This window comes from Actinomadura sp. WAC 06369 (genome assembly GCF_003947565.1).
GTDB classification, from domain to species: domain Bacteria; phylum Actinomycetota; class Actinomycetes; order Streptosporangiales; family Streptosporangiaceae; genus Spirillospora; species Spirillospora rifamycini.
The window spans coordinates 36,236-56,349 of the sequence record NZ_QHJN01000026.1; the positions used below are offsets into that span (position 1 = coordinate 36,236).

Genomic DNA, 20,114 nt, shown 5'->3' on the forward strand with positions numbered 1-20,114 from the left:
CGCTAGACGTCGCCGCGTGATCGGACGATCAGGTCGGCGAGCAGCGCCAGCGACGCGATGATCAACCCGGTGACGAAAATCATGATCGTGTTGTTCGCGAAGTACCCGAAGTGGACGATCATGTCGAAGACGCCCTTGCCGAGGCCGATGAGGATCAGCCAGAGCGCCGGGGGCATCAGCACCTTGAGCGGGTTGAAGTACATGACCATCCGCAGCACCTGGAGGATGTAGCGGTAGGCGTCCTTGGTGAAGTGGAACTTCGACTTGCCGGCCCGCTTGGCGTACTCGATCGGCTCGTAGTGCACCGGGTGCTGGTTCGACAGGAACGCGATGGTGATCGTGGTCACGCAGGAGAACCCGGGGGGCAGCAGCCGCAGGTAGGGCAGCGACACCTCGCGGCGGAAGGCCCGCAGCCCGGAGTTCAGGTCGGGGATCTTCGAGTTCGTGAGCCGCTCGGCGACCTTGCGGATGAACCACTTGGCGGGCACCCGCAGCGCCTTGTGGGTGCCCTCCTCGCTGGTGCGGGCGCCCACGACCTGGTCGATCGCCGGGTTCTCGTCGAGGATCCCGACGAGCTCGGGGATGCGGTCGTTCGGATACGACATGTCGGCGTCCGTCCACACGACGATGTCGCCGCGGGCCTGCTGCGAACCGATGCGGCGGACCGTCCCCGACCCGCTGTTGTGCTGGAACGCCATGATCCGCATGTTCGGAAAGCGGGGCTCGGCCTCGCGCAGCCGGGCCAGCGTGTCATCGGTCGAGCAGTCGTCCACGGCCAGCAGCTCGTAGGTCTTGCCGCTGTTGTCCATCGCCTTGCAGATGCGCTCGACCTCGTCGATCACGTGGTCCTGCTCGTTGTAGCACGGCAGGACGATCGTGACGTGGACGTCTTCGGGCGCGGACTCGGCAGGCTGGGTGCTCACGCAGGGCGAGGATACTCGCCTCAGCCGCCCGACCCGCCGCCATCGGGAACGCCGGGGCCGGCGGGGCGGGACGTCCACACGTCGACGCCGAGGCCCCAGGTGCCGCGCGGGGGCTCGTCGAGCGTCCGCCCGTCCTGCTCGGTCCGCAGCCGGACGACCTGCTCGGCCGGGCCGTACGGGGCGACGTCGGCGCGCCGCGCGCCGAGCAGCACGGGGGTGCGCCCGGCCGCGCGCACCTTCCCGATGACGCGCCGGACGTCCTCGGGCGTGGCGTCCGGCGCGGTCCGGGCTGTCGGCACGCCGCACATCCCCCGCACGACCTGGGAGAAGCGGTCGGCGGTGGCGCGCTCGACGGCGATCACGGACGCGTCGCCGCCGATCCGCCCGCACAGCGTCCGGACGGCCGCGACCTCGCCCTGCTCGGTCCGCGACACCAGGTAGGGGGCGCTGACCAGGACGATCGGGACGAGCATCACCACGTAGCCGGTCCCCACGCCCCAGCGCAGGACGCGCGGCGAGTAGCCGAGGCGCCGCACCCGCCGGGCCGTCCAGGCCGCGCCGAACACCGCGAGCAGCAGCAGGCCCGGGATGACGAGGCCGATCAGCCGCCGCGACGCCCACGGGTGGTCGGGGGTGATGCCGGGGCGGAGCAGCACCTGCGCCGTCGTCCACACGATCACCGCGTACGCGGGGAGCCACCGCGCGGACCGGCCGCGCAGCAGCCGCCGCCCGAGGACGGCCGCGCCGACGACGGCGAACAGCAGCGCGGGCACGCCGATGTACCAGGCGACCCAGTGCAGCGACAGCTCGGTGTACTGCCGGGTGCCGTCCGGCGCCATCCCGTTGATCTTCTGGACGGCCTCGATGAACTGGGCGTTCAGCCGGTCGTCGGGGTTGTCGGGGACGCGGGTGGCGGTCTGGACGAGCGGCCGGGCGGCGAACGCCAGGAACGCGGCGACGGTCAGCCCGGCGAGGACGTCCGGCAGCCGCCCGCCCCGCACCGCGCCCGCGAGCGCCCGCAGCCGCGCGTTCGTCCGGTCGGCGCGCAGGAGGACCGCCAGCAGGACGGTCGCGGCCGCGACGCCCGCCGCGATGGCCAGCAGCGGGACGACCGAGCCCCGCAGGTACTCCAGGTACGGGCGGGACAGGACGACGCCCTCGGTGAGCCCGGCGGCGATGCCGAGGAGCAGCCCGCCGGCCAGCCGGTAGCCCTCGCGGCGGCGCAGCCCGACGAGGAGGCCGGCGAGCGCCAAGAGGGGCAGCACGTCGCGGAGGCCGTCGATGCGGACGAGGACGATCAGGCCGAGCGCGAGGCCCGCGAGGAGGTGCTTCGCGCGGGCGGTGCGCGGGTCGTCGCCGCGCGCGTCGTACAGCAGCGACAGCCCGCCGAGCAGCAGGACGATCGCGGGCAGCTCGCTCAGGGTGTTGCGGGACGCCCACAGCATCGGCAGCGTCGCGGCGAGCAGCAGCGCCCCGGCGGGCGCCCAGCGGGGCCCGACGAGCCGCGCGACGAGCCCGGCGAAGGCGAGCACGCAGCAGGCGCCGAGCAGCGGCGCGGTCAGCAGGATCCCGTGCGCCCCGGCGAGCCAGCCGCCGGGCGTCAGCACGATCGGGAACCCGGCCATGAACTGCGGGACGATCGCGCCGCCCTCGGCGTAGAAGGCGGGGCTCTCGAAGGCGAGGGCGGGGTCGGCGCCGCCGAACGCCCAGCGGTCCTGCGGGATCGGCAGCGACCCGTGCTCGGCGAGCCACACCGCGAACTGGACGTACGAGGCGGGGTCGCGCCGGACGATGATCTGCTCCGAGCACATGGCGACCTGGTAGGCGGTGAACGCGCCGACGACCGCCAGGACGCCCGCGACGGACCGCCGCGTCGTCCCGTCCAGCACGGGCGGCGCGCCCTCGCGCGTCCCGGTCCGCAGCCCGTACCGGAGCATGAGCGCGGCGGCGGGGGCGAACAGCGCGAGGGCGGGGGCGGGGTGGAACACGCCCGCGAGCAGCAGCGGCAGCGACACCGCGAGCCAGGCCGCGACGATCAGCGCGGGGGCGATGGTGACCAGGGCGAGCACGCGGCCCGCCGACGTACTCGTCCGCTCGTTCATCGCAGCGGAGCGTAGCGGCACCGGACCCCCGCCGAGGCCGTCGAGACGGTGCCTTGACCCCTGACCGCCCACGGAACGTTCTACGCTCGGCTCATGAGCGAGAGCAACGCCGGGCCGGTGGAGCTGCTGCGGCGGCGGGTGGCGGACGATCCGTCCCGGCCGCTGGTGACCTTCTACGACGACCGGACGGGCGAGCGCGTGGAGCTGTCGGCGCGCACGTTCGACAACTGGGTCGCGAAGACGGCGAACTTCCTGGTGGACGGTCTGGGCGTCGAGCCGGGGACCCGCGCGGTGCTCGCGCTGCCGCCGCACTGGCAGACGTCGGTGTGGCTGATGGCCTGCTGGGCGGCGGGGCTGGTCGCCGAGCCGGTGTCGCCGGGCTCGCTGGCGGCCCGTTCGGAGGACGGCGCGGCCGAGCCGTTCGGGGCGGCGGCGCCGTACGTCCTGGCGACGTCGGAGGAGGCGCTCGACGAGGTGCTCGCCGACGCGGACGCCGAGGAGATCGTCGGGCTGTCGCTGCACGCGCTGGGCGCGCCGCTCGGGCACTGCCCGCCGGGCGTCGTGGACTACGCGGCGGAGGTCCGCTCGTACGGGGACCGGTTCACGCCGGGTCCGGGGGTGTCGACGCGCTCGCCCGCGCTGGCTGTGACAAACGCCACACTCAGCGCCGAGGATCTGGGCGGCGCCGCGCGTGCCGCGGCCGAGAAATGGGAGCTCGACGCACGGGACCGGCTTCTGGTTGACATGTCGTTCGCCACACTCGACGGGGTTCTGGCCGGGCTGCTCGCACCACTAGCCTCAGGGGCTTCCGTCATAATCCAACGAAACTTCGACAAAGCCGCCGTAAATCGGCGAGTGTCGGTAGAGCATGTGACGGCGGTGGCCGGGCTCCCGGGGTGGAATGACGCATCCGGGTCCGTACGCCGACTCGCCTGACTACGCTTCCCTTGCGTCCGCTCTGCCCCCTGCCCGCTCGCCGCCTCGCCCCTGCCCCACCGACCGACCCATCGACCGCGTCCCGACCTGTGAAAGCGGGCCCACCGGAACCACGGAGCCGATGAACAGCAACCCGATGTACATGGAGTACGTCGACGACGCCGATCCCGAGGAGCCGGCGCCGCCTCGGCGCGGCTGGCGCATCCTCGGCTGGGTGTGCATCGGCCTGTCGGCGGTCATGGTGGTCGGCTCCCTCACCGCCTACGGCCTGTACCGGCAGGCGTTCGGCAACATCGCGCACGAGGACGTCAACGCCAAGCTCGGGCCCGACCGGCCGGAGAAGCTGAACGAGGCGATGAACATCCTGCTCCTCGGGTCCGACACCCGCGCGGGCGCGAACGCCGAGTACGGCCGGCAGATGAAGGACGACCCGCCGCGCTCGGACACGATGATCCTGCTGCACCTGTCCCCCGGCGGCGAGCAGGCGATGGCGATCAGCTTCCCCCGCGACCTGATGGTGCAGCGCCCCGAGTGCGAGGACCGCGAGGGCAAGCCGGTCCAGGGCGCCGGCCGGGCACAGATCAACACGGCGTTCACCGTCGGCGGCGCCACCTGCGTCATCAAGACGCTGGAGGCGATGACCGACATCCGCATCGACCACTTCGTGCAGGTCGACTTCGCGGGCTTCAAGAACATCACCACCGCCGTCGGCGGCGTCCCGGTGTGCCTCAACCAGAACGTCAACGACCCCAAGTCCGGGCTGAAGCTGACCAAGGGCGAGCACGAGATCCAGGGCGAGCAGGCGCTGGCGTACGTCCGCGCCCGCTACACCCTCGGCGACGGCACCGACACCAGCCGGATCAAGCGGCAGCAGAAGTTCCTGGGCGCGCTCGCCGCCAAGGTGATGAGCCGCGGCGTGCTCACCAACCCCAAGGCGCTGTTCGAGCTGCTCAACGCGACGACGAAGTCCCTCACCACCGACAGCGAGCTGTCGGTGACCGCGATGATGGACATCGCGCAGGGCATGCAGGGCCTCTCGTCCGGGAAGCTGCGCTTCGTGACCGTCCCGAACGGCCAGGACCCCCTCGACAAGAACCGGCTCGCCCTCGCTCCCGGCGCCGACGCGTTCTTCAAGTCCGTCCGCGAGGACAAGAAGCCTCCGGAGGAGGAGAAGAAGGACGGGGCCCAGCCGAAGACGCCCGTGCCGACGATCCCGCCGAACCAGATCCGGGTGCGGGTCTTCAACGGCAGCGGCACGGACGGCCAGGCCGGGCGCGTCGCCGACTCCCTCGAGGCGCAGGGCTTCCAGGTCACGGTCGGTGGAAACGCCGAGCGGACAACGGCCACCAAGGTGCTGTACGGTTCCGGTGCGGAGAACCAGGCGAAGAGCCTGGCGGCGCTCATCCCGAGCAAGCCGGCGCCCGCGGCGCAGACCGGCGGTGCGGAGCCCGGGGTCGTCGACCTCGTCATCGGCGCCGACTGGACCGACCTCAAGGGCGGCCAGCGGGGCATCCCGAAGCAGCAGGGCGAGATCCGCGCCAGCGACAACATCTGCAGCGAAACCTGATCCAGGGGTCGATCGATCGGGGCAGGCGCATGACCCACAGCACGTCCACATCGCAGACGGAGGCACGGGCGGCGGGAACGGTCCCGTCCCCCGGGGCCGCGGCGCCGGACGGGCCCGCCCGGAGCGCGCCCGTCCAGGGCCCGCCCGCACCGGACGGGACGGCCCCCGCGGCGGCCGTCCCGGCGCCCGCCGGGCCCCCGCCCGCGGCGGCGCGGCCGCGCAAGCAGCGGGACCCGTTCTTCGACAACGCGAAGTACTTCGCGATCGTGCTGGTCGCCATCGGGCACTCCATCGCGTACCTGCAGAACGTGCCGATGGCCAAGGGCCTGTACCTGTTCATCTACATGTTCCACATGCCGGTGTTCATCGTGCTCACCGGCTACATGTCGCGGAACTGGACGTTCTCGGGCGGCAAGGCGCGGCGGCTCATCACGGCCGTCGGCGTGCCCTACGTCGTGTTCGAGGTCGCCTACTCGCTCTACGACTGGGCGGGCACCGGCCGCGGGCGGCTGGAGATCAGCCTCCTCGAGCCCTACTACCTGACCTGGTTCCTGCTCGCGCTGTTCATGTGGCGGCTGTCGACCCCGGTGTGGCAGCAGGTCCGCTGGCCGGTGGCGCTGTCGCTGGTGATCGCGCTGCTGTCCTACACGGGCGAGCTCGGCTCGACGCTCAGCCTGCACCGGGTGCTCGGGCTGCTGCCGTTCTACGTCTTCGGGCTGGTGCTGCGGCCGGAGCACTTCGAGGTGCTGAAGCGGCCGATCGCGCGGCCGATCGGCGCGGTCGTCCTGGCCGGCGGGCTCGGCGTCGCCTACCTGGCGATGGACCGGATGAACATCGACTGGATCTTCTGGCGGCACACGCACGAGGAGCTGGGCGTCGCCAACGTCACCGGCACGCTGATGCGGGTCGCGATGTTCGGTGCCGCGGCCGTCCTCGTCGCGGCGTTCCTGGCCGTGGTCCCGCGCGGGCGGCACTGGTTCACCGGGCTCGGCGCCGCCACCCTGTACGGCTACCTGCTGCACGGCTTCCTGACCCGTGCGATGAACTTCACCGACGGCTGGGACATCGGCTGGCTCAACACCGAGACCGGCGTGCTCGCCGCGGTCGCGACGGCGGCCGTGGTCGTGACGCTGCTGTGCACGCCGCCGGTCGTCCGGGCGATGCGGTGGGCGCTGGAGCCGAAGCTGACCAGGATGTTCGTCCCGCTCCGCCGCCCGGCGAAGAAGTAACCCGCCGCCCGGCGAAGAAGTAGCCGAACGCGCGCGCGTCCGGGGCGCGGTCCCGGGCGCGGCACCGGGACGGCCCCGGGAAGCCGCTACGAACCAGGCGCACCCCGGCGAAAGACCCGAATCGTCCGCCGAAGGGCCGAAGCACCAGTACAGTGACCGTGCCGTTACCTCCACGGCGCCGTGACGTCTCCCCTCGGAAATATGGTTGTTACCTCCCCTTCGTCGAGTCCTCCGCCGAGCGGCCGGACGCCGTCCTCCGGGACGGACGCCCCGCACGGTCCCGCCGACCCCCCGGGCCGGCCGTCCGCACGGCGCGACGCCTTCTTCGACAACGCCAAGTTCTGCGCGGCGGTCCTCGTCGTGGTCGGCCACGTCTGGGCCAACTTCGGCGACAGCCACGCCGTAACGGCCGCCTACACCGTGCTGTACGCGTTCCACATGCCGGTGTTCGTCTTCATCTCCGGCTTCTTCTCGCGCGGCTTCATGCGGTCGACGGACAAGTTCCGCAGCATCCTGCCGACGCTCGTGGTCCCGTACCTGATCTTCATCGTCCCGTACCGGCTGCAGCTGGTCTTCATCAACGGGGCGGACTTCGATCTGCACGAGCTGTTCCGGCCGCACTACCTGATGTGGTTCCTGGTCGCCATGGTGTTCTGGCGGCTGAGCGCGCCGCTGTGGAGCCACCTGCGGTACCCCACGACGGTGTCGGTGGTGCTGTGCCTGATCGCCGGGAGCTGGGCGTTCAACGCCGACGGGACGGTCGCCCGGACGGTCGGGCTGCTGCCGTTCTTCGTGCTCGGCCTGACGGTCGACCCCGCGCTTGTCCAGCGGCTCAAGGCCCGCTGGGCGCGCTGGGCGGGCGCGGCCGTGCTGGTCGCGGCGCTGCCGATCGCCTACGTGTGGCAGCTCGGCACGGTCGTCCCGGAGATCAACTCGGACCTGCTGTGGTGGAACCGGGGCTACGAGGCCATGGAGTACTCCGCCCTGGAGGGCATGGGCCTGCGGTTCGCGGCCATGCTCGCCGCGCTGCTGCTCGGGGCGGCGTTCCTCGCCGTCATCCCGCGCAACACGACGTGGTTCACCGCCATGGGCGCCCGCACGATGTTCATCTACCTGCTGCACGGGCTCGTCGTGAAGGTGTTCGACTACGGCGGCTACTTCGAGACCGAGGCCCTGCACACCCCCGCCGGGATCGTCGCGGTGACGCTGGGCGCCGTGGCGCTGGGCGTCCTGCTCGGCACCGCTCCGGTGCGGCGGCTGTTCCGCTGGGCCGTCGAACCCCGCGCCGACCGGCTTCTCAAGCCACGGCAAAGCAGGACGTAGTATCGATCTACGCTAGCGGCTACCGTTCCCCTCGTCTCCCCGTTAACCGATTGGCCAGCGCGTGAGCAGTGACAACAACGACGTCTCGTTGAGCATCATCGTCCCGGTGCACAAGGTGCAGGGCTACCTCCGCCAGTGCATGGAGTCGATCCTCGAGCCGGGCATCCCGAACCTCGAAGTGATCGCCATCGACGACTGCTCGCCGGACGCCTGCGGGCTCATCCTCGACGAGTTCGCCGAGCGGGACTCGCGGGTGCGGGTCCGGCACCTCACCGAGAACGTGGGCCTCGGCCAGGCCCGCAACGTCGGGCTCGACATGGCGACGGGCGACTACATCTGGTTCTTCGACAGCGACGACTACGCCACCGAGGGCGCCGTCCGCGCGATCCTCGACCGGCTCGCCGAGACGCGCCCGGACGTCCTGATGTTCGACTACGCGCGGTCGTACTGGAACGGGCGGGTCAAGCGCAGCATCATCAACCACCTGTTCCGGGAGCCGCCGGCGCCGGACGTGTTCTCGCTCGCCGAGCGCCCGCAGTGCCTGGAGATGTTCACCTCGGTCTGGAACCGGGCGATCCGCCGCGAGTTCCTGATCGAGACGGGGCTGCGGTCCAACAGCGGCTACTACGAGGACGTCAGCATCACCTACCCGATCCTCATGGCCGCCGAGCGGATCAGCCTGCTGGACCGGGTCTGCTACATCTACCGGCAGCGCCGCCGCGGCGCGATCACCAAGACGGCGAGCGCCAAGCACTTCGACGCGTTCGACCAGTACGACCGCATCTTCGCGTTCATGGACCAGCTCGGCCCGTCGGTGGACCAGTTCCGCCCCACGATGTTCAACCGGGCGATCTGGCACCTGCTCGTCATCATCGAGCGGCCCGACCGCATCGTCGCGTCGGAGAAGCAGCGCTTCTTCACCGAGATGTCGAAGTGGTACAACCGGTACCGGCCGCCGGGGCACGTCCCGCCGGAGGACGAGCCGCGCCTCGCCGACAAGCACCGCGCGATCGAGCGGAACGACTTCCGCGCCTGGGAGCGGCTCAGCTCTCCGAAACTGGCGGCGAAGGCGAAGAAGGGCACGAAGAAGGTCCGCAAGCTGCAGAAGCGCGGCGTCGTCCGCTCCAAGCAGGTCGCGAAGGAGCGGTACTTCTACCAGATGCGGCTGCGGATGCCGATCGAGGAGAACCTCGCCGTCTTCGCCGCCTACTGGTACCGCGGGTACGCCTGCAACCCGGCCGCGATCTACGAGAAGGTGCGGGAGCTCGCCCCCCACATCCGCTGCGTGTGGGTCGTGAAGCCGGGCGGCCGCAAGGACATGCCCGAGGGCGTCGAGTACGTGGTGTCGGGGTCGGCGGACTACTACCGGACGATCGCCGCCGCGAAGTACTTCGTGAACAACGTCAACTTCCCCGACCACCTCGTCAAGCGGCCGGGGCAGGTGCACCTCCAGACGCAGCACGGCACGCCGCTGAAGAAGATGGGCCTCGACCAGATGGAGTACCCGGTCGGCGCCGCCGACATGGACTTCAAGGCCCTCATCGAGCGGTGCGACCGCTGGGACTACCTCGTCTCGTCCAACCCGCTGTCGAGCGAGGCGTGGGAGCGGGCGTACCCGTGCCGCTACGAGATGCTGGAGATCGGGTACCCGCGCAACGACCGCCTGGTCCGCGCCACCGGGAAGGACCGGGTGCGTGCGCGCGCCGACCTCGGCATCCCCGAGGGCAAGACGGCGATCCTGTACGCGCCGACGCACCGCGACTACCAGCGCCGCTACAGCCCGATGTTCGACATCGGGCGGGTCGTCGAGCAGCTCGGCGACGACCACGTCCTGCTGCTGCGGGCGCACTACTTCTACAAGCTCAAGGACATGGCGGCCGACATGGGCTGGCCCGAGGACCGCGTGATCGACGTGTCCAAGCACCCGTCGGTCGAGGACCTGTCCATCGCGTCGGACGCGCTGCTCACCGACTACTCGTCCGTCATGTTCGACTACGCCAACCTCGGCAAGCCGATCGTGATCTACGCCAACGACTGGGAGACCTACCGCCTCACCCGGGGCGTGAACTTCGACCTCACCGAGTTCCCGCCCGGCGTCGTCGCCCGCACGGAGGCCGAGCTCGTCGACGCGTTCGTCTCCCGGTCGGCGTGGGGCGACGCGGCCGCGAAGAACCTCGAGGCGTTCCGCGCGCGCTTCTGCCCGTGGGACGACGGGGACGCGGCCGAGCGGGCCGTGCGCCGCGTCTTCCTCGGCGAGAAGCTCCCGGCGGTCGCCGCGCCCCGCGAGGCGGGGAGCGTCGAGGCGGCGGGCGCCGGGCCGGCCGCGTCCGGCGCGTCCTGACCGCCGCACCGCAGGACCGTCACATCCCCCAATGACCGTCCCGCGACCGGACCCCCGTCCGGCTCGCCGGCTCACGAAGGAGTGGGCATGACCGCCCGCATCAGCGTCATCGTGCTCTCCCACGGCGCCGGGGACGACCTCGGCGACGTCCTCGGGTCGCTCGCCGCCCAGACGTTCCGCGACCTGGAGGTCCTGGTCGTGGACGACGGGACCGGCACGGCCGCGCGCGCGCCGCTGCCCGACGACCGGTTCCGGCTGCTCCGGCGGGGGGCGCCCAGCCGGGGCGCGGCCCGCAACCTGGGCGTGGCCGAGAGCGGCGGCGAGTTCCTGCTGTTCGCCGACTCCGGCGACCCGCTGCCGGAGGGCGCGGTCGCCGCGCTGCTCGGCGCCCTCGAGGCGTCCGGCGCCGAGCTGGCGAAGGGCCCCGACGCGTCCCGCAAGTGGACCGGCCAGGTGTCGCAGTGGAAGGCGCGCGGCGACACGGCCGCGCCGGCGACGGGCACCGACCTGCGGCGCAGCCCCGACCTGCTGTCCGACCGCAAGATCGTCGGGACGCTGCTGCGCCGCTCGTTCTGGGACGCGCACGGCCTGGAGTTCCCCGACCTGTCCCGCGACGACGACCTGCCGGTGATGGTGCGGGCGCTGCACCTGGCGAAGTCCGTCGACGTCGTCCCGGACGTCGTCCTGCACCGGCGGTCGCGGCGGTACGCGCCGACGACCGAGCTGCAGGAGATCGCGGACGGCTTCGCCGCGGCGAACCTCGCCACCACCTTCGTCGCCGAGCAGGGCGACGCCCGGGAGCTGCGGCGCCTGCAGCTCGCCCTCGTCGGCAACGAGCTGAAGGCGTTCCTGGACGTCCTGCCCGACCTGTCCGGGGACGAGCGGGAGCAGGTCATCGCGCTGGCCGCGGCGTACGGGAAGGGCGTGTCGGCGAAGGTGTTCGCCGAGGCGCCCGCGCTGACCCGGCTGAAGTGGCACCTCGCCGCGAGCGGGCACACGATGGAGCTGGTGAAGGTCGTCCGGTACGAGCGCGGCAAGTCGTCGCCGTCGATCGTCCGGGACCCGCTGCGCCGCTACGTCGTCTACCCGTACTGGAAGGACGCCAAGGTCGACGTCCCCCGCGACGTGTACCGGGCGCGCGACGAGGTGAAGATGCGCGGCCGGGCGCACAGCGTGGCGTGGGACGGCGACCGGCTCGTCGTCACCGGCGAGGCGTACATCAACTCGGTCAGCTCCCGCCGCCGCTGGACGGCGATCAAGACGGTGACGCTGCGCAGCGGCGGCCGCAAGATCACCGTGCGGGCGCGGCAGACGCCGAAGCCGGGCAAGTCGTCCGGCGGCTGGACCGGTTTCGAGTTCGCGCTGGAGGCCGGGAAGCTGAAGGGCCGCGGCGGCTGGGCCGAGGGCACCTGGGAGGTGCACGCCTCCGTGCTGAACGCGGGCGTGTTCCGGCAGGGCCCGGTCCGCGGCGGCGGCTCGGGGACGGGCGCGAACCCGCCCTACCGGTACGTCGCCGACGACGTCCGCGTCGTCCCGAAGGTCGTGGAAGGCAACCTGGTCGTGCAGGTGGAGCGCGTCCGGGAGAAGGCGACGGCGCTGCGCTGGGACGACCGGACGCTCGTCGTCGAGGTCGAGTCGGCGGGCGGCGCGCCCGCCGAGGCGGTGCTGACGCTCGGCGACTCGCGGGTCCCCGTCCCGGTGGCGGCGCGGCCCGGCGGCTGGACGGCCCGCATCGACCCGGACGCCCTCGACGTCGACATCGACCCCGACTCGATCGACGACACCCGCGACTGGTCGCTGTCGGTGCCGTCGGACGGCGGGGACGACCGCCCGCTCGTCCTCGCGGAGGGCGTCGCGGAGGCGCCGCGCACGTTCGGCGCGCTGGAGGTGAGCGCGGGCCGCGGCCCCAGCGGCTACGTGCGGGTGCGGCGCGCGACGATCCGGCTGTCGGTGGACGAGTGCGGGTGGCGCCCCGACGGGACCCTGACGCTCGCCGCGACGCACCCCGCGCACGCGTCCGGGCAGATCGTCGTGCGCAGCCGCGGGCGCCGCAAGGAGTTCGCGTTCGACCTGGTCGGGGACGGCTCGGGCGTGCTGCGCGCGGAAATCCCGACGGCGGCGGTGCCGAGCGTCGCGGGCGTGCTGCCGCTGCGGCCCGGCCGCTGGGACGTGCTGTTCCGGCCGCCCGGCGAGCGGGCGCTGACCGTCCGGCTGACGGAGGACGCGCAGCGGTCCCTGCCGGAGCCGGTGGAGGTGGCGCGGCGCGGCTACGAGCTGGAGACCAAGAACGGGCGGCTCGTCGTGGCCGTCACCGGCGACGTGTCGGGCGAGGAGAAGAGCGCGGGCGCGAAGTACCGCGAGGAGGCGCGCAAGCGGGTCGCCCGCGACGGGCTCCGCGACGCGGTGCTGTTCTCGTGCTTCAACGGCCGCCAGTTCTCCGACAGCCCGAAGGCGATCCACGAGGAGCTGCTGCGGCGCGGCGCCGACCTGGAGCAGCTCTGGGTCGTCAACGACGCCCAGTGCGAGCTGCCCGACACGCTGAACGCCGTCCGGCTGAACGGCAAGGAGTGGCAGGAGGCGGTGACGACGTCCCGGTACATCGTCACCAACCACCGGCTCGGCGACTGGTTCCAGCGGCACCCCGACCAGATCGTCCTGCAGACCTGGCACGGCACCCCGCTGAAGAAGATCGGCCGGGACGTCAAGGAGGTCCACTTCGCGTACGCGCCGGGGATGAAGTCCGCGCTGCAGAGCAAGGACAAGGGGCCGTCCGGCCCGTCCGTCCCCGAGTGGAGCCACCTGCTGTCGCCGAACCCGTTCAGCACCGAGATCTTCAAGCGCGCGTTCGCGTTCAAGGGCGAGATGCTGGAGGTCGGGTACCCGCGCAACGACCTGCTGCACAGCCCCGACGCGGACGCCGTCGCCAAGCAGGTCCGGTCCCGGCTCGGCATCCCCGAGGGCAAGCGGGTGGTGCTGTACGCGCCGACGTGGCGCGACGACCAGTACTACAGCCGCGGCCGGTACAAGCACGACATGCGCCTCGACCTCGACCGGGCGCGCGACGCGCTCGGCGAGGACCACGTCCTGCTCGTCCGCCTGCACAGCAACGTGGTGGACGGCGTCCAGGAGGACCCGGACGGCTTCGTGCGGGACGTGTCGCTGTACCCCGACATCACCGAGCTGTACCTGATCTCCGACATGATGATCAGCGACTACTCGTCGGTGATGTTCGACTACGCCAACACCCGGCGCCCCATGCTGTTCTTCACCTACGACCTGGCCGACTACCGGGACCGGCTCCGCGGCTTCTACTTCGACTTCGAGGCGGAGGCGCCGGGCCCGCTGGTGGAGACGTCCGACGACCTGATCGACGCGATCCGGGACGTCGAGTCCGCCACCGCGGGGCACGCCGGCCGGTACGACGACTTCGTCGCGCGGTTCTGCCCGCTCGACGACGGCCACGCGGCGGCCCGCACGGTCGACCGCGTCTTCGGGTCGTCCGGCTGACGCCGGGCGACGACCTAGAGAGAACAACCGCACGTGACAACCATCAAGGTCAGCGTCGTCGTGCCCGTCTACGACTGCGTCGGGACGGTCGCGACGGCGCTGCGGAGCGCCCTGGAGCAGTCGATCGCCCCGGAACTCGTCGAGGTGATCGCGGTCGACGACGGCTCCACCGACGGCAGCGCCGAGGAGCTGGACCGGCTCGCGGCGCTGCATCCGCGGCTGACCGTGCTGAAGCGCCCCAACTCCGGCGGGCCCGGCGGGCCGCGCAACACCGGCATCGCGGCGGCCCGCGGCGAGTACCTGTTCTTCCTCGACGCCGACGACCGGCTCGGTCACGAGGCGCTGGAGCGGATGTGCGCCGCCGCGGACGCCCACGGCACCGACGTCGTCATCGGCCGGTACGTCGGGGTGGGGCGGCCCGTCGCGAACTTCACCGAGAACATCGCGCACGTCTCCGTGGACGACCCGGACTTCGACATCTACGCGAAGTCGCTGACCGCGCAGAAGCTGTTCCGCCGGTCGCTGGTCGAGGAGCACCGGATCCGGTTCCCCGAGGACGCGCCGACCGGCGAGGACAAGGTCTTCACCGCCCACGCGCTGCTGCACGCGTCCGGCGGCGTGTCCGTCGTCGCCGACCACGACTGCTACTACCTGGTCGAGCGCGACGACGGCAGCAGCCTCATGCAGAACGGGCTCGCGGCGCGGCCGGGCTACTACGCGAAGGCGGCGCGGCCGCTGCTGGAGAACGTCGTCACGCACCGCGAGCCCGGCCCGATCCGGGACCGGATGCTGCTGCGCCACTTCCACCGGGACGTCCTGCACGCGTTCAACCCCGACTACCCGGGGTCGTCCGAGGAGCGGCGCCGCCGCCTCTGGGAGGAGGCGCGCGCGCTCTGCGACGAGTTCCTCACCGAGCCGGTGCTGATGCGGATGCCGCCGAAGTTCCGGCTGGTCGCGCACTGCCTGCGGCACGGCAACGAGGACCTGCTGGTGCGGGTCATCGAGGCCGCGGACGCCGGGCCGGTCCCGGTCGTCGTCGACAAGGACCGCGCGCACGCCCGCTACCCGGGCTTCCGCGACCCGGCCGCCGGCGTCCCCGACGAGTACTACGACGTCACCGACCGGCTGCGGCTGCGGCGGTCGCTGACGTCGCTGGAGTGGGCCGGCGACCGGCTGCGGGTCGGCTGGACGGCGGAGATCCCCCGGCTGGACCCGGCGGACGGGGCCGTCGCGCTGCTGCTGCGGTCCCGGAAGGGGCGCGCCGAGCGGCGGCTCGCCGCCGAACCGGACGGCGACGGCCACCGGGCCGACCTCGACGCCGCCGCCGGCGGCGTCTGGGACCTGCACGTCGAGGCCCGGCACGGGCAGCTGGCGAAGGAGGCCCGGCTCGGCGCCGCGCGCGCCCCGGGCGTCACCGTGCCCGCCGGACGGTTCGTCCGGTGCGCGGACGGGACCGGCGCGGCCGTCGAGCCGTTCTTCACCCGCGAGTACGGCAACCTGTCGTTCACCGTCACCCGCGGCACCGCCGGGGCGGTGCGGCTGCTGCGGTTCGAGGGCGCCGAGTGGGCGCCGGACGGGCGGCTGCGGGTGCGCGGCCGGCTCCCCGCGGCGCCCGCCGCGGCGGCGCTCGTCCGGCTCGGCGTCGCCATCGACCACCGCACCCAGGGCACGTCCCTGCCGGGCGAGGTCCGGTGGGACGAGCTCCCGGGCGGGCCGGCGGGCGACGGGGCCGGCGGCGGGTACGGCTTCGCGGCGCTGCTGGACCTGCGCGGGCTCGCCGCCGGGCGCTGGGACGTCTGGCTGGAGGTCACGGTCGGCGGGGACCGGTCGCGGGTGCGGGTGCCGCTGGCGCCGGCGCCGGGCGCGGACCGGTCGGCGCCCGTCCCGTGCGCGCCGCTCGGGCTGCGCCACGCGTCGTTCTACCGCACCGAGGGCGGCAACCTGTCGGTCGAGGTGGTCCCCGGCAAGGTGCCCGCGCTCGCCCGGTCCGCCAAGCGGCGCCTCCGCGCGCCCTTCCCGAAGAAGGACGCCGGCGGCAAAGGGTGACTTCAGGGGCCCCAGCCGTCGTCTGACGTCCCATGGGCGTTGGTAAAATCTGCGTTTTCATCGGGGGAGGGCCGCACCTTGGCAACCGTGGCGAACCACGTCAGGGTCGATGCCGACGACGTCCTCACGATCGGCTGGGACGCGCCCCTGCCGGACGGCGAACGCGTCGTCCTGCGGCACGCGGCGTCCGGCGCCGTCCGGGCCGGACGCGCCGCCGGCGACGGCGCCCGCTGGACGCTGCCGGCCGGCGACCTCGGCACCGGCGCCTGGGAGGCGTGCATCGAGGCGGGCGGCATCGCCCGTCCGCTGCGCACCGACGACCCCGGGTTCTCCCTCGACGGCCTCCTCGCCTACGCCGACCGGCCCCGCGACCGCGCCGTCCGCGTCACCCGCACCCCGGACGGGCGCGCCGGGCTGCGGGTCCGCGCGGTCGCCCCGCACGCCGAGGTCCGCACCGTGCACCCGGGCGGCGGCGAGATCCGCATCGCGGGCCGCCTCGCCTACACCGGCCCGCGGCGCGGCGCCGCCCGCCTGGTCGCCGTCGCCCGCGGCACCGGCCGGCGGGCCGCCTGGCCCGCGCGCCTCGACGGCACCGCCTTCCGCGTCAGCGCGCCCGTCGACGTCCTGACCGCCGAGCCGCCCGCCATCTGGGACCTGTGGCTCGACGCGGACGACGTCCACGCGCGGCTCGCGACCCGCCTCGACGACGCCCCCGGCAAGCGCGGCATGGTCTCCTACCCGCGCCAGCTCGCCGGGGACCGCTCGGTCCGGCCGTACTACACGGTGCGCGACGAGCTCTCCGTCGCCTGCCACGCGCTCGACGGCGGGGACGGCGCCCGATGAGGATCGTCTTCATGCTGCTGGACGCGGCGGCGCTCGACGGCACCGTGCGCAGCACGTTCACGCTCGCGGGCGAGCTGGCCCGCCGCCACGACGTCGAGATCCTCAGCGTGCTGCGCACCACCGACGCCCCCGCGTTCCCGCTCCCCGACCGCGTCCGGCTCCAGCACCTCGTGGACGCCCGGGACGACGCGCGGCTCGCGCGGCTGCGGCCCGGCCGCGCCCGCCGCCTCCACGAGGAGCCCAGCGCGCTCGTCCACCCCGAGGAGCGCTCCTACCGCTTCTTCTCCGCGCTCACCGACGAGCGCATCCCCCGCGCCATGCGGCGGCTCCGCGCCGACGTGCTCGTCACCACCCGCGCGGGCCTGAACGTCGCCGCCGCCCGCTTCGCGCCGTCCCGCATCGCCCGCGTCGGGCAGGAGCACCTGCACCTCGGCATCCACGAGCCCGGCATCCTCGCCGAGATCGAACGCTGGTACCCGAAGCTGGACGCGGTCACCACGCTGACCGGCGCCGACCGCGAGAGCTACGAGCGGCTCATCCCCGGCACGACCGTCCGGACGCTGCGCAACGGCCTGCCCGACCGCGTGTACCCGCGCTCCCGGCAGGAGAACAAGATCGTCGTGGCGGCCGGCCGGCTCGCCTGGATCAAGGGCTACGACCTGCTGATCAAGGCGTTCGCCCGGGTCGCGGAGAAGCACCCCGAGTGGACGCTGCGGATCCACGGCAAGGGCGGCCGGTTCGAGCAGCTCCGCCGCCTGGTCACCCGCCTCGGGCTCTACAACAACGTCATGCTGATGGGCCCGTCGGACGACATCGAGGGCGAGTTCGCGAAGGCGTCGATCCTCGCCGTCCCGTCCCGCGCCGAGGCGTTCGGCATGACGATCGTCGAGGGCTTCGCGTGCGGCCTGCCCGCCGTCGCGTTCGACTGCCCCCGCGGCCCCCGCGAGATCATCACCGACGGGCACGACGGCCTGCTCGTCCCGCCCGAGGATCCGACCGCCCTCGGCGACGCGCTCGTCCGGCTCATCGACGACGGGCCCCTGCGCCGCCGGATGGCCGCGGCGGCGCCCGGCAGCGCCCGCCGCTACGCCGTCCGGTCCGTCGCCGCCGAGTGGGAGGACCTCCTCACCGCGCTCCGGTAGCGGCCTCGCCCCGCGGCCTCCGGCAACGCCCATCGATACCGGACATGTCCGGAGGGTGAACGCGCGGTTCCGCTGATCTCACCCCGGCAGTCGGGGAGAATGCCGGAGGCCACTTCCGGACAGTCGCTAGCATCGGAACGGCCCTGACGACGAAAGGACACCCACCATGGCGAACTTCACGCTCGACGACGTTCGGCAACGGACGTACAAGGCGCGTGACGCGTGGTGGACGGTCCTGCTCGTCGACCCGCTCGCCGCGCGGCTGGTGAAGGTCACCGCCAACCGCACCCGCATCACCCCGAACCAGCTCACCGTCGCGGCGCTCGTCCTCGGCCTGGCGGCGGGCGCGTGCTTCGCGATGGCCGACTGGCAGTGGCTGCTCGCGGGCGCGCTGCTGTACCACCTGTCGTTCACGCTCGACTGCATGGACGGCAAGATCGCGCGGCTGAAGGGCACCGGCTCGGTGTTCGGCGCGTGGCTCGACTACATCTTCGACCGGCTGCGGGTCCTCGCCTGCGCGATCGCGCTGATGGCCGGGCAGTACGCCGCCACCGGCAACGTCGCCTACGTGTGGACGGCGCTCGCCGTCGTCTTCCTCGACATGCTCCGCTACATGGACTCCCTCGAGATCTTCAAGGTGCGGGCGCAGATGCGGTCGACGCTGGCGAAGACGCGGCGGGAGGCCGAGTCGCTGGAGCTGGCGGAGCTGCGCGCCGGGGGCGCCGCGCAGGACGAGGTCGGCGCGCGGCTCGCGTCGGCGGAGCGCACCCTGGACGAGGGCGACGCCGAGGACGAGAACCGGGTCGTCGGCGAGGAGGCCGCCGAGAAGGCCGCCGACGCGGTCATGCAGCGGGGCCTCTACACGCGGTTCCCCTGGTACATCCGGATCCGCGACGTGCTCATGCGCGGGCGCATCCGGCCGCACCTGTTCAGCGGCATCGAGTTCCAGATGGGCGTGTTCATCGTCGCGCCGGTCGCCGCCGCGGTCGTCTCGGGCGCGATCATCCCGGTCGTCGCGGTCAGCGCCGCCGGGATGCTGTTCTTCGAGCTCGTGGTCATCTACAAGTTCTGGATGGCGACCCACGCCTACAACCGGAACATGGCCGCGCTGGAGGAGAAGATCTCCGGACACCGGGACCGCCTGCCCGCCGAGGAGTTCGAGCGGATCCAGGCGGGCGCCGGCACCAGCGCCGGCTGACCCGCCCCTCCGGGCCGCCCGCCCGGTGCGCCCGTCCGGCACGCCCGTCCGCGCCGGGGGCCGGGGTCAGCGCTTGATGAACTCGAGCAGGTCGCGGTTGAAGCGCTCCTTGTCGCCTGGGACCATCGCGATGCCGTGGGACCCGCCCTCATAGACCTTGAGCTCCGCGCCCGGGATGAGCTGCGCGGACTTGCGGCCGGTGGCGTCGATCGGGACGATCTGGTCGTCGTCGCCGTGGACGATCAGCGTCGGGACGTCGAACCGGCGCAGGTCGCCGGTGAAGTCGGTGCGCGCGAACGCGTCCACGCACTTCAGGCCCGCCTGGATGTTCTCGTGCATCGCCATGAACCAGAACGCGTCCCGGTTGCCCTGGGTGGCCTTCGAGCCCGGGCGGTTCGCGGAGAAGAACGCCTCGGACGCGTCCTTCCAGTACTGCGAGCGCTCGGTGGCGATGCCCTTCTTGATGTCCTCGAAGACCTGCTCGGGGACGCCTTCCGGGTTGCCCGGCCCCTGGATCATCAGCGGCGGGATGGCCGACAGCAGGACCGCGCGGGAGACCCGGCCCGTGCCGTGGCGGCCGATGTAGCGGGCGAGTTCCCCGCCGCCCATGGAGTGCGCGACGAGCGTCGCGTCCCGCAGGTCGAGCCGCTCCATCAGGTCGTTGAGGTCGTCGGCGAAGGTGTCGAAGTCGTAGCCGGTGAAGGGCTGGCTGGAGCGGCCGTGGCCGCGCCGGTCGTGCGCGACGCCCCGGAAGCCGTTGTCGGCGACCGTCCGCATCTGGTCCTCCCAGGCGTCGGCGTTCAGCGGCCACCCGTGGATGAACACCACCGGGTCGCCGTCGCCCCAGTCCTTGTAGAAGATCTCCTCTCCGTCGCGCGTCTTCACGTACCCCATGCGGGTGCCCCCCGGTTCGCGATGGTGTCGGCCCTTCCTCGGGCGTGACTGCCCGAGGAAGGG

13 protein-coding genes are annotated in these 20,114 nt (G+C 72.7%); 10 read left to right on the forward strand and 3 right to left on the reverse strand.

Annotated elements, in window-relative coordinates; all coding sequences use genetic code 11:
- Positions 1–2: 2 nt before the first annotated feature.
- Positions 3–923 carry a glycosyltransferase family 2 protein gene (locus DMH08_RS09840; protein ID WP_026403656.1) on the reverse strand — a complete coding sequence of 307 codons (921 nt, stop codon included), beginning with the start codon at positions 921–923 and terminating at the stop codon, positions 3–5.
- A gap of 20 nt (positions 924–943) precedes the next feature.
- On the reverse strand, positions 944–3,025 hold the full coding sequence (locus DMH08_RS09845) for a hypothetical protein (RefSeq protein ID WP_125613179.1): 2,082 nt from the start codon (positions 3,023–3,025) through the stop codon (positions 944–946).
- Positions 3,026–3,118: 93 nt separating this feature from the next.
- On the opposite strand from DMH08_RS09845, the gene DMH08_RS09850 reads away from it, so the two are divergent.
- From DMH08_RS09850 to DMH08_RS09900, 10 genes are all read left to right on the forward strand, one after another.
- A complete protein-coding gene (locus DMH08_RS09850; RefSeq protein ID WP_125613181.1) occupies positions 3,119–3,961 on the forward strand; it encodes a TIGR03089 family protein in 843 nt (280 codons plus the stop codon).
- A 121-nt stretch (positions 3,962–4,082) separates the two neighbouring features.
- On the forward strand, positions 4,083–5,528 hold the full coding sequence (locus DMH08_RS09855; RefSeq protein ID WP_125613183.1) for an LCP family protein: 1,446 nt from the start codon (positions 4,083–4,085) through the stop codon (positions 5,526–5,528).
- Between the two features lie 29 nt (positions 5,529–5,557).
- A complete protein-coding gene (locus DMH08_RS09860) occupies positions 5,558–6,757 on the forward strand; it encodes an acyltransferase family protein (protein WP_199747712.1) in 1,200 nt (399 codons plus the stop codon).
- Between the two features lie 201 nt (positions 6,758–6,958).
- Positions 6,959–8,080 (forward strand): acyltransferase family protein, encoded by a 1,122-nt coding sequence (locus tag DMH08_RS09865; RefSeq protein WP_064743686.1) that lies wholly within the window; start codon positions 6,959–6,961, stop codon positions 8,078–8,080.
- Between the two features lie 61 nt (positions 8,081–8,141).
- Positions 8,142–10,421 carry a bifunctional glycosyltransferase/CDP-glycerol:glycerophosphate glycerophosphotransferase gene (locus DMH08_RS09870; RefSeq protein WP_199747713.1) on the forward strand — a complete coding sequence of 760 codons (2,280 nt, stop codon included), beginning with the start codon at positions 8,142–8,144 and terminating at the stop codon, positions 10,419–10,421.
- An 87-nt stretch (positions 10,422–10,508) separates the two neighbouring features.
- Entirely contained in the window at positions 10,509–13,928 is a 3,420-nt protein-coding gene (locus tag DMH08_RS09875; RefSeq protein ID WP_125613185.1) for a bifunctional glycosyltransferase/CDP-glycerol:glycerophosphate glycerophosphotransferase, read from the forward strand.
- 33 nt (positions 13,929–13,961) lie between these two features.
- Entirely contained in the window at positions 13,962–15,974 is a 2,013-nt protein-coding gene (locus DMH08_RS40030; RefSeq protein ID WP_158642284.1) for a glycosyltransferase family 2 protein, read from the forward strand.
- Positions 15,975–16,061: 87 nt separating this feature from the next.
- Positions 16,062–16,817, forward strand: a complete 756-nt coding sequence (locus DMH08_RS09890) for a hypothetical protein (protein WP_125613187.1) — start codon at positions 16,062–16,064, stop codon at positions 16,815–16,817.
- A complete protein-coding gene (locus tag DMH08_RS09895) occupies positions 16,814–17,959 on the forward strand; it encodes a glycosyltransferase family 4 protein (RefSeq protein WP_125613189.1) in 1,146 nt (381 codons plus the stop codon). Before DMH08_RS09890 ends, DMH08_RS09895 begins: the two co-directional genes overlap by 4 nt.
- Before the next feature lie 166 nt (positions 17,960–18,125).
- Entirely contained in the window at positions 18,126–19,157 is a 1,032-nt protein-coding gene (locus DMH08_RS09900) for a CDP-alcohol phosphatidyltransferase family protein (protein ID WP_051301003.1), read from the forward strand.
- A gap of 66 nt (positions 19,158–19,223) precedes the next feature.
- On the opposite strand, the gene DMH08_RS09905 is transcribed toward DMH08_RS09900, so the two are convergent.
- Entirely contained in the window at positions 19,224–20,051 is an 828-nt protein-coding gene (locus DMH08_RS09905; protein ID WP_026403660.1) for an alpha/beta fold hydrolase, read from the reverse strand.
- Between the last annotated feature and the right edge of the window lie 63 nt (positions 20,052–20,114).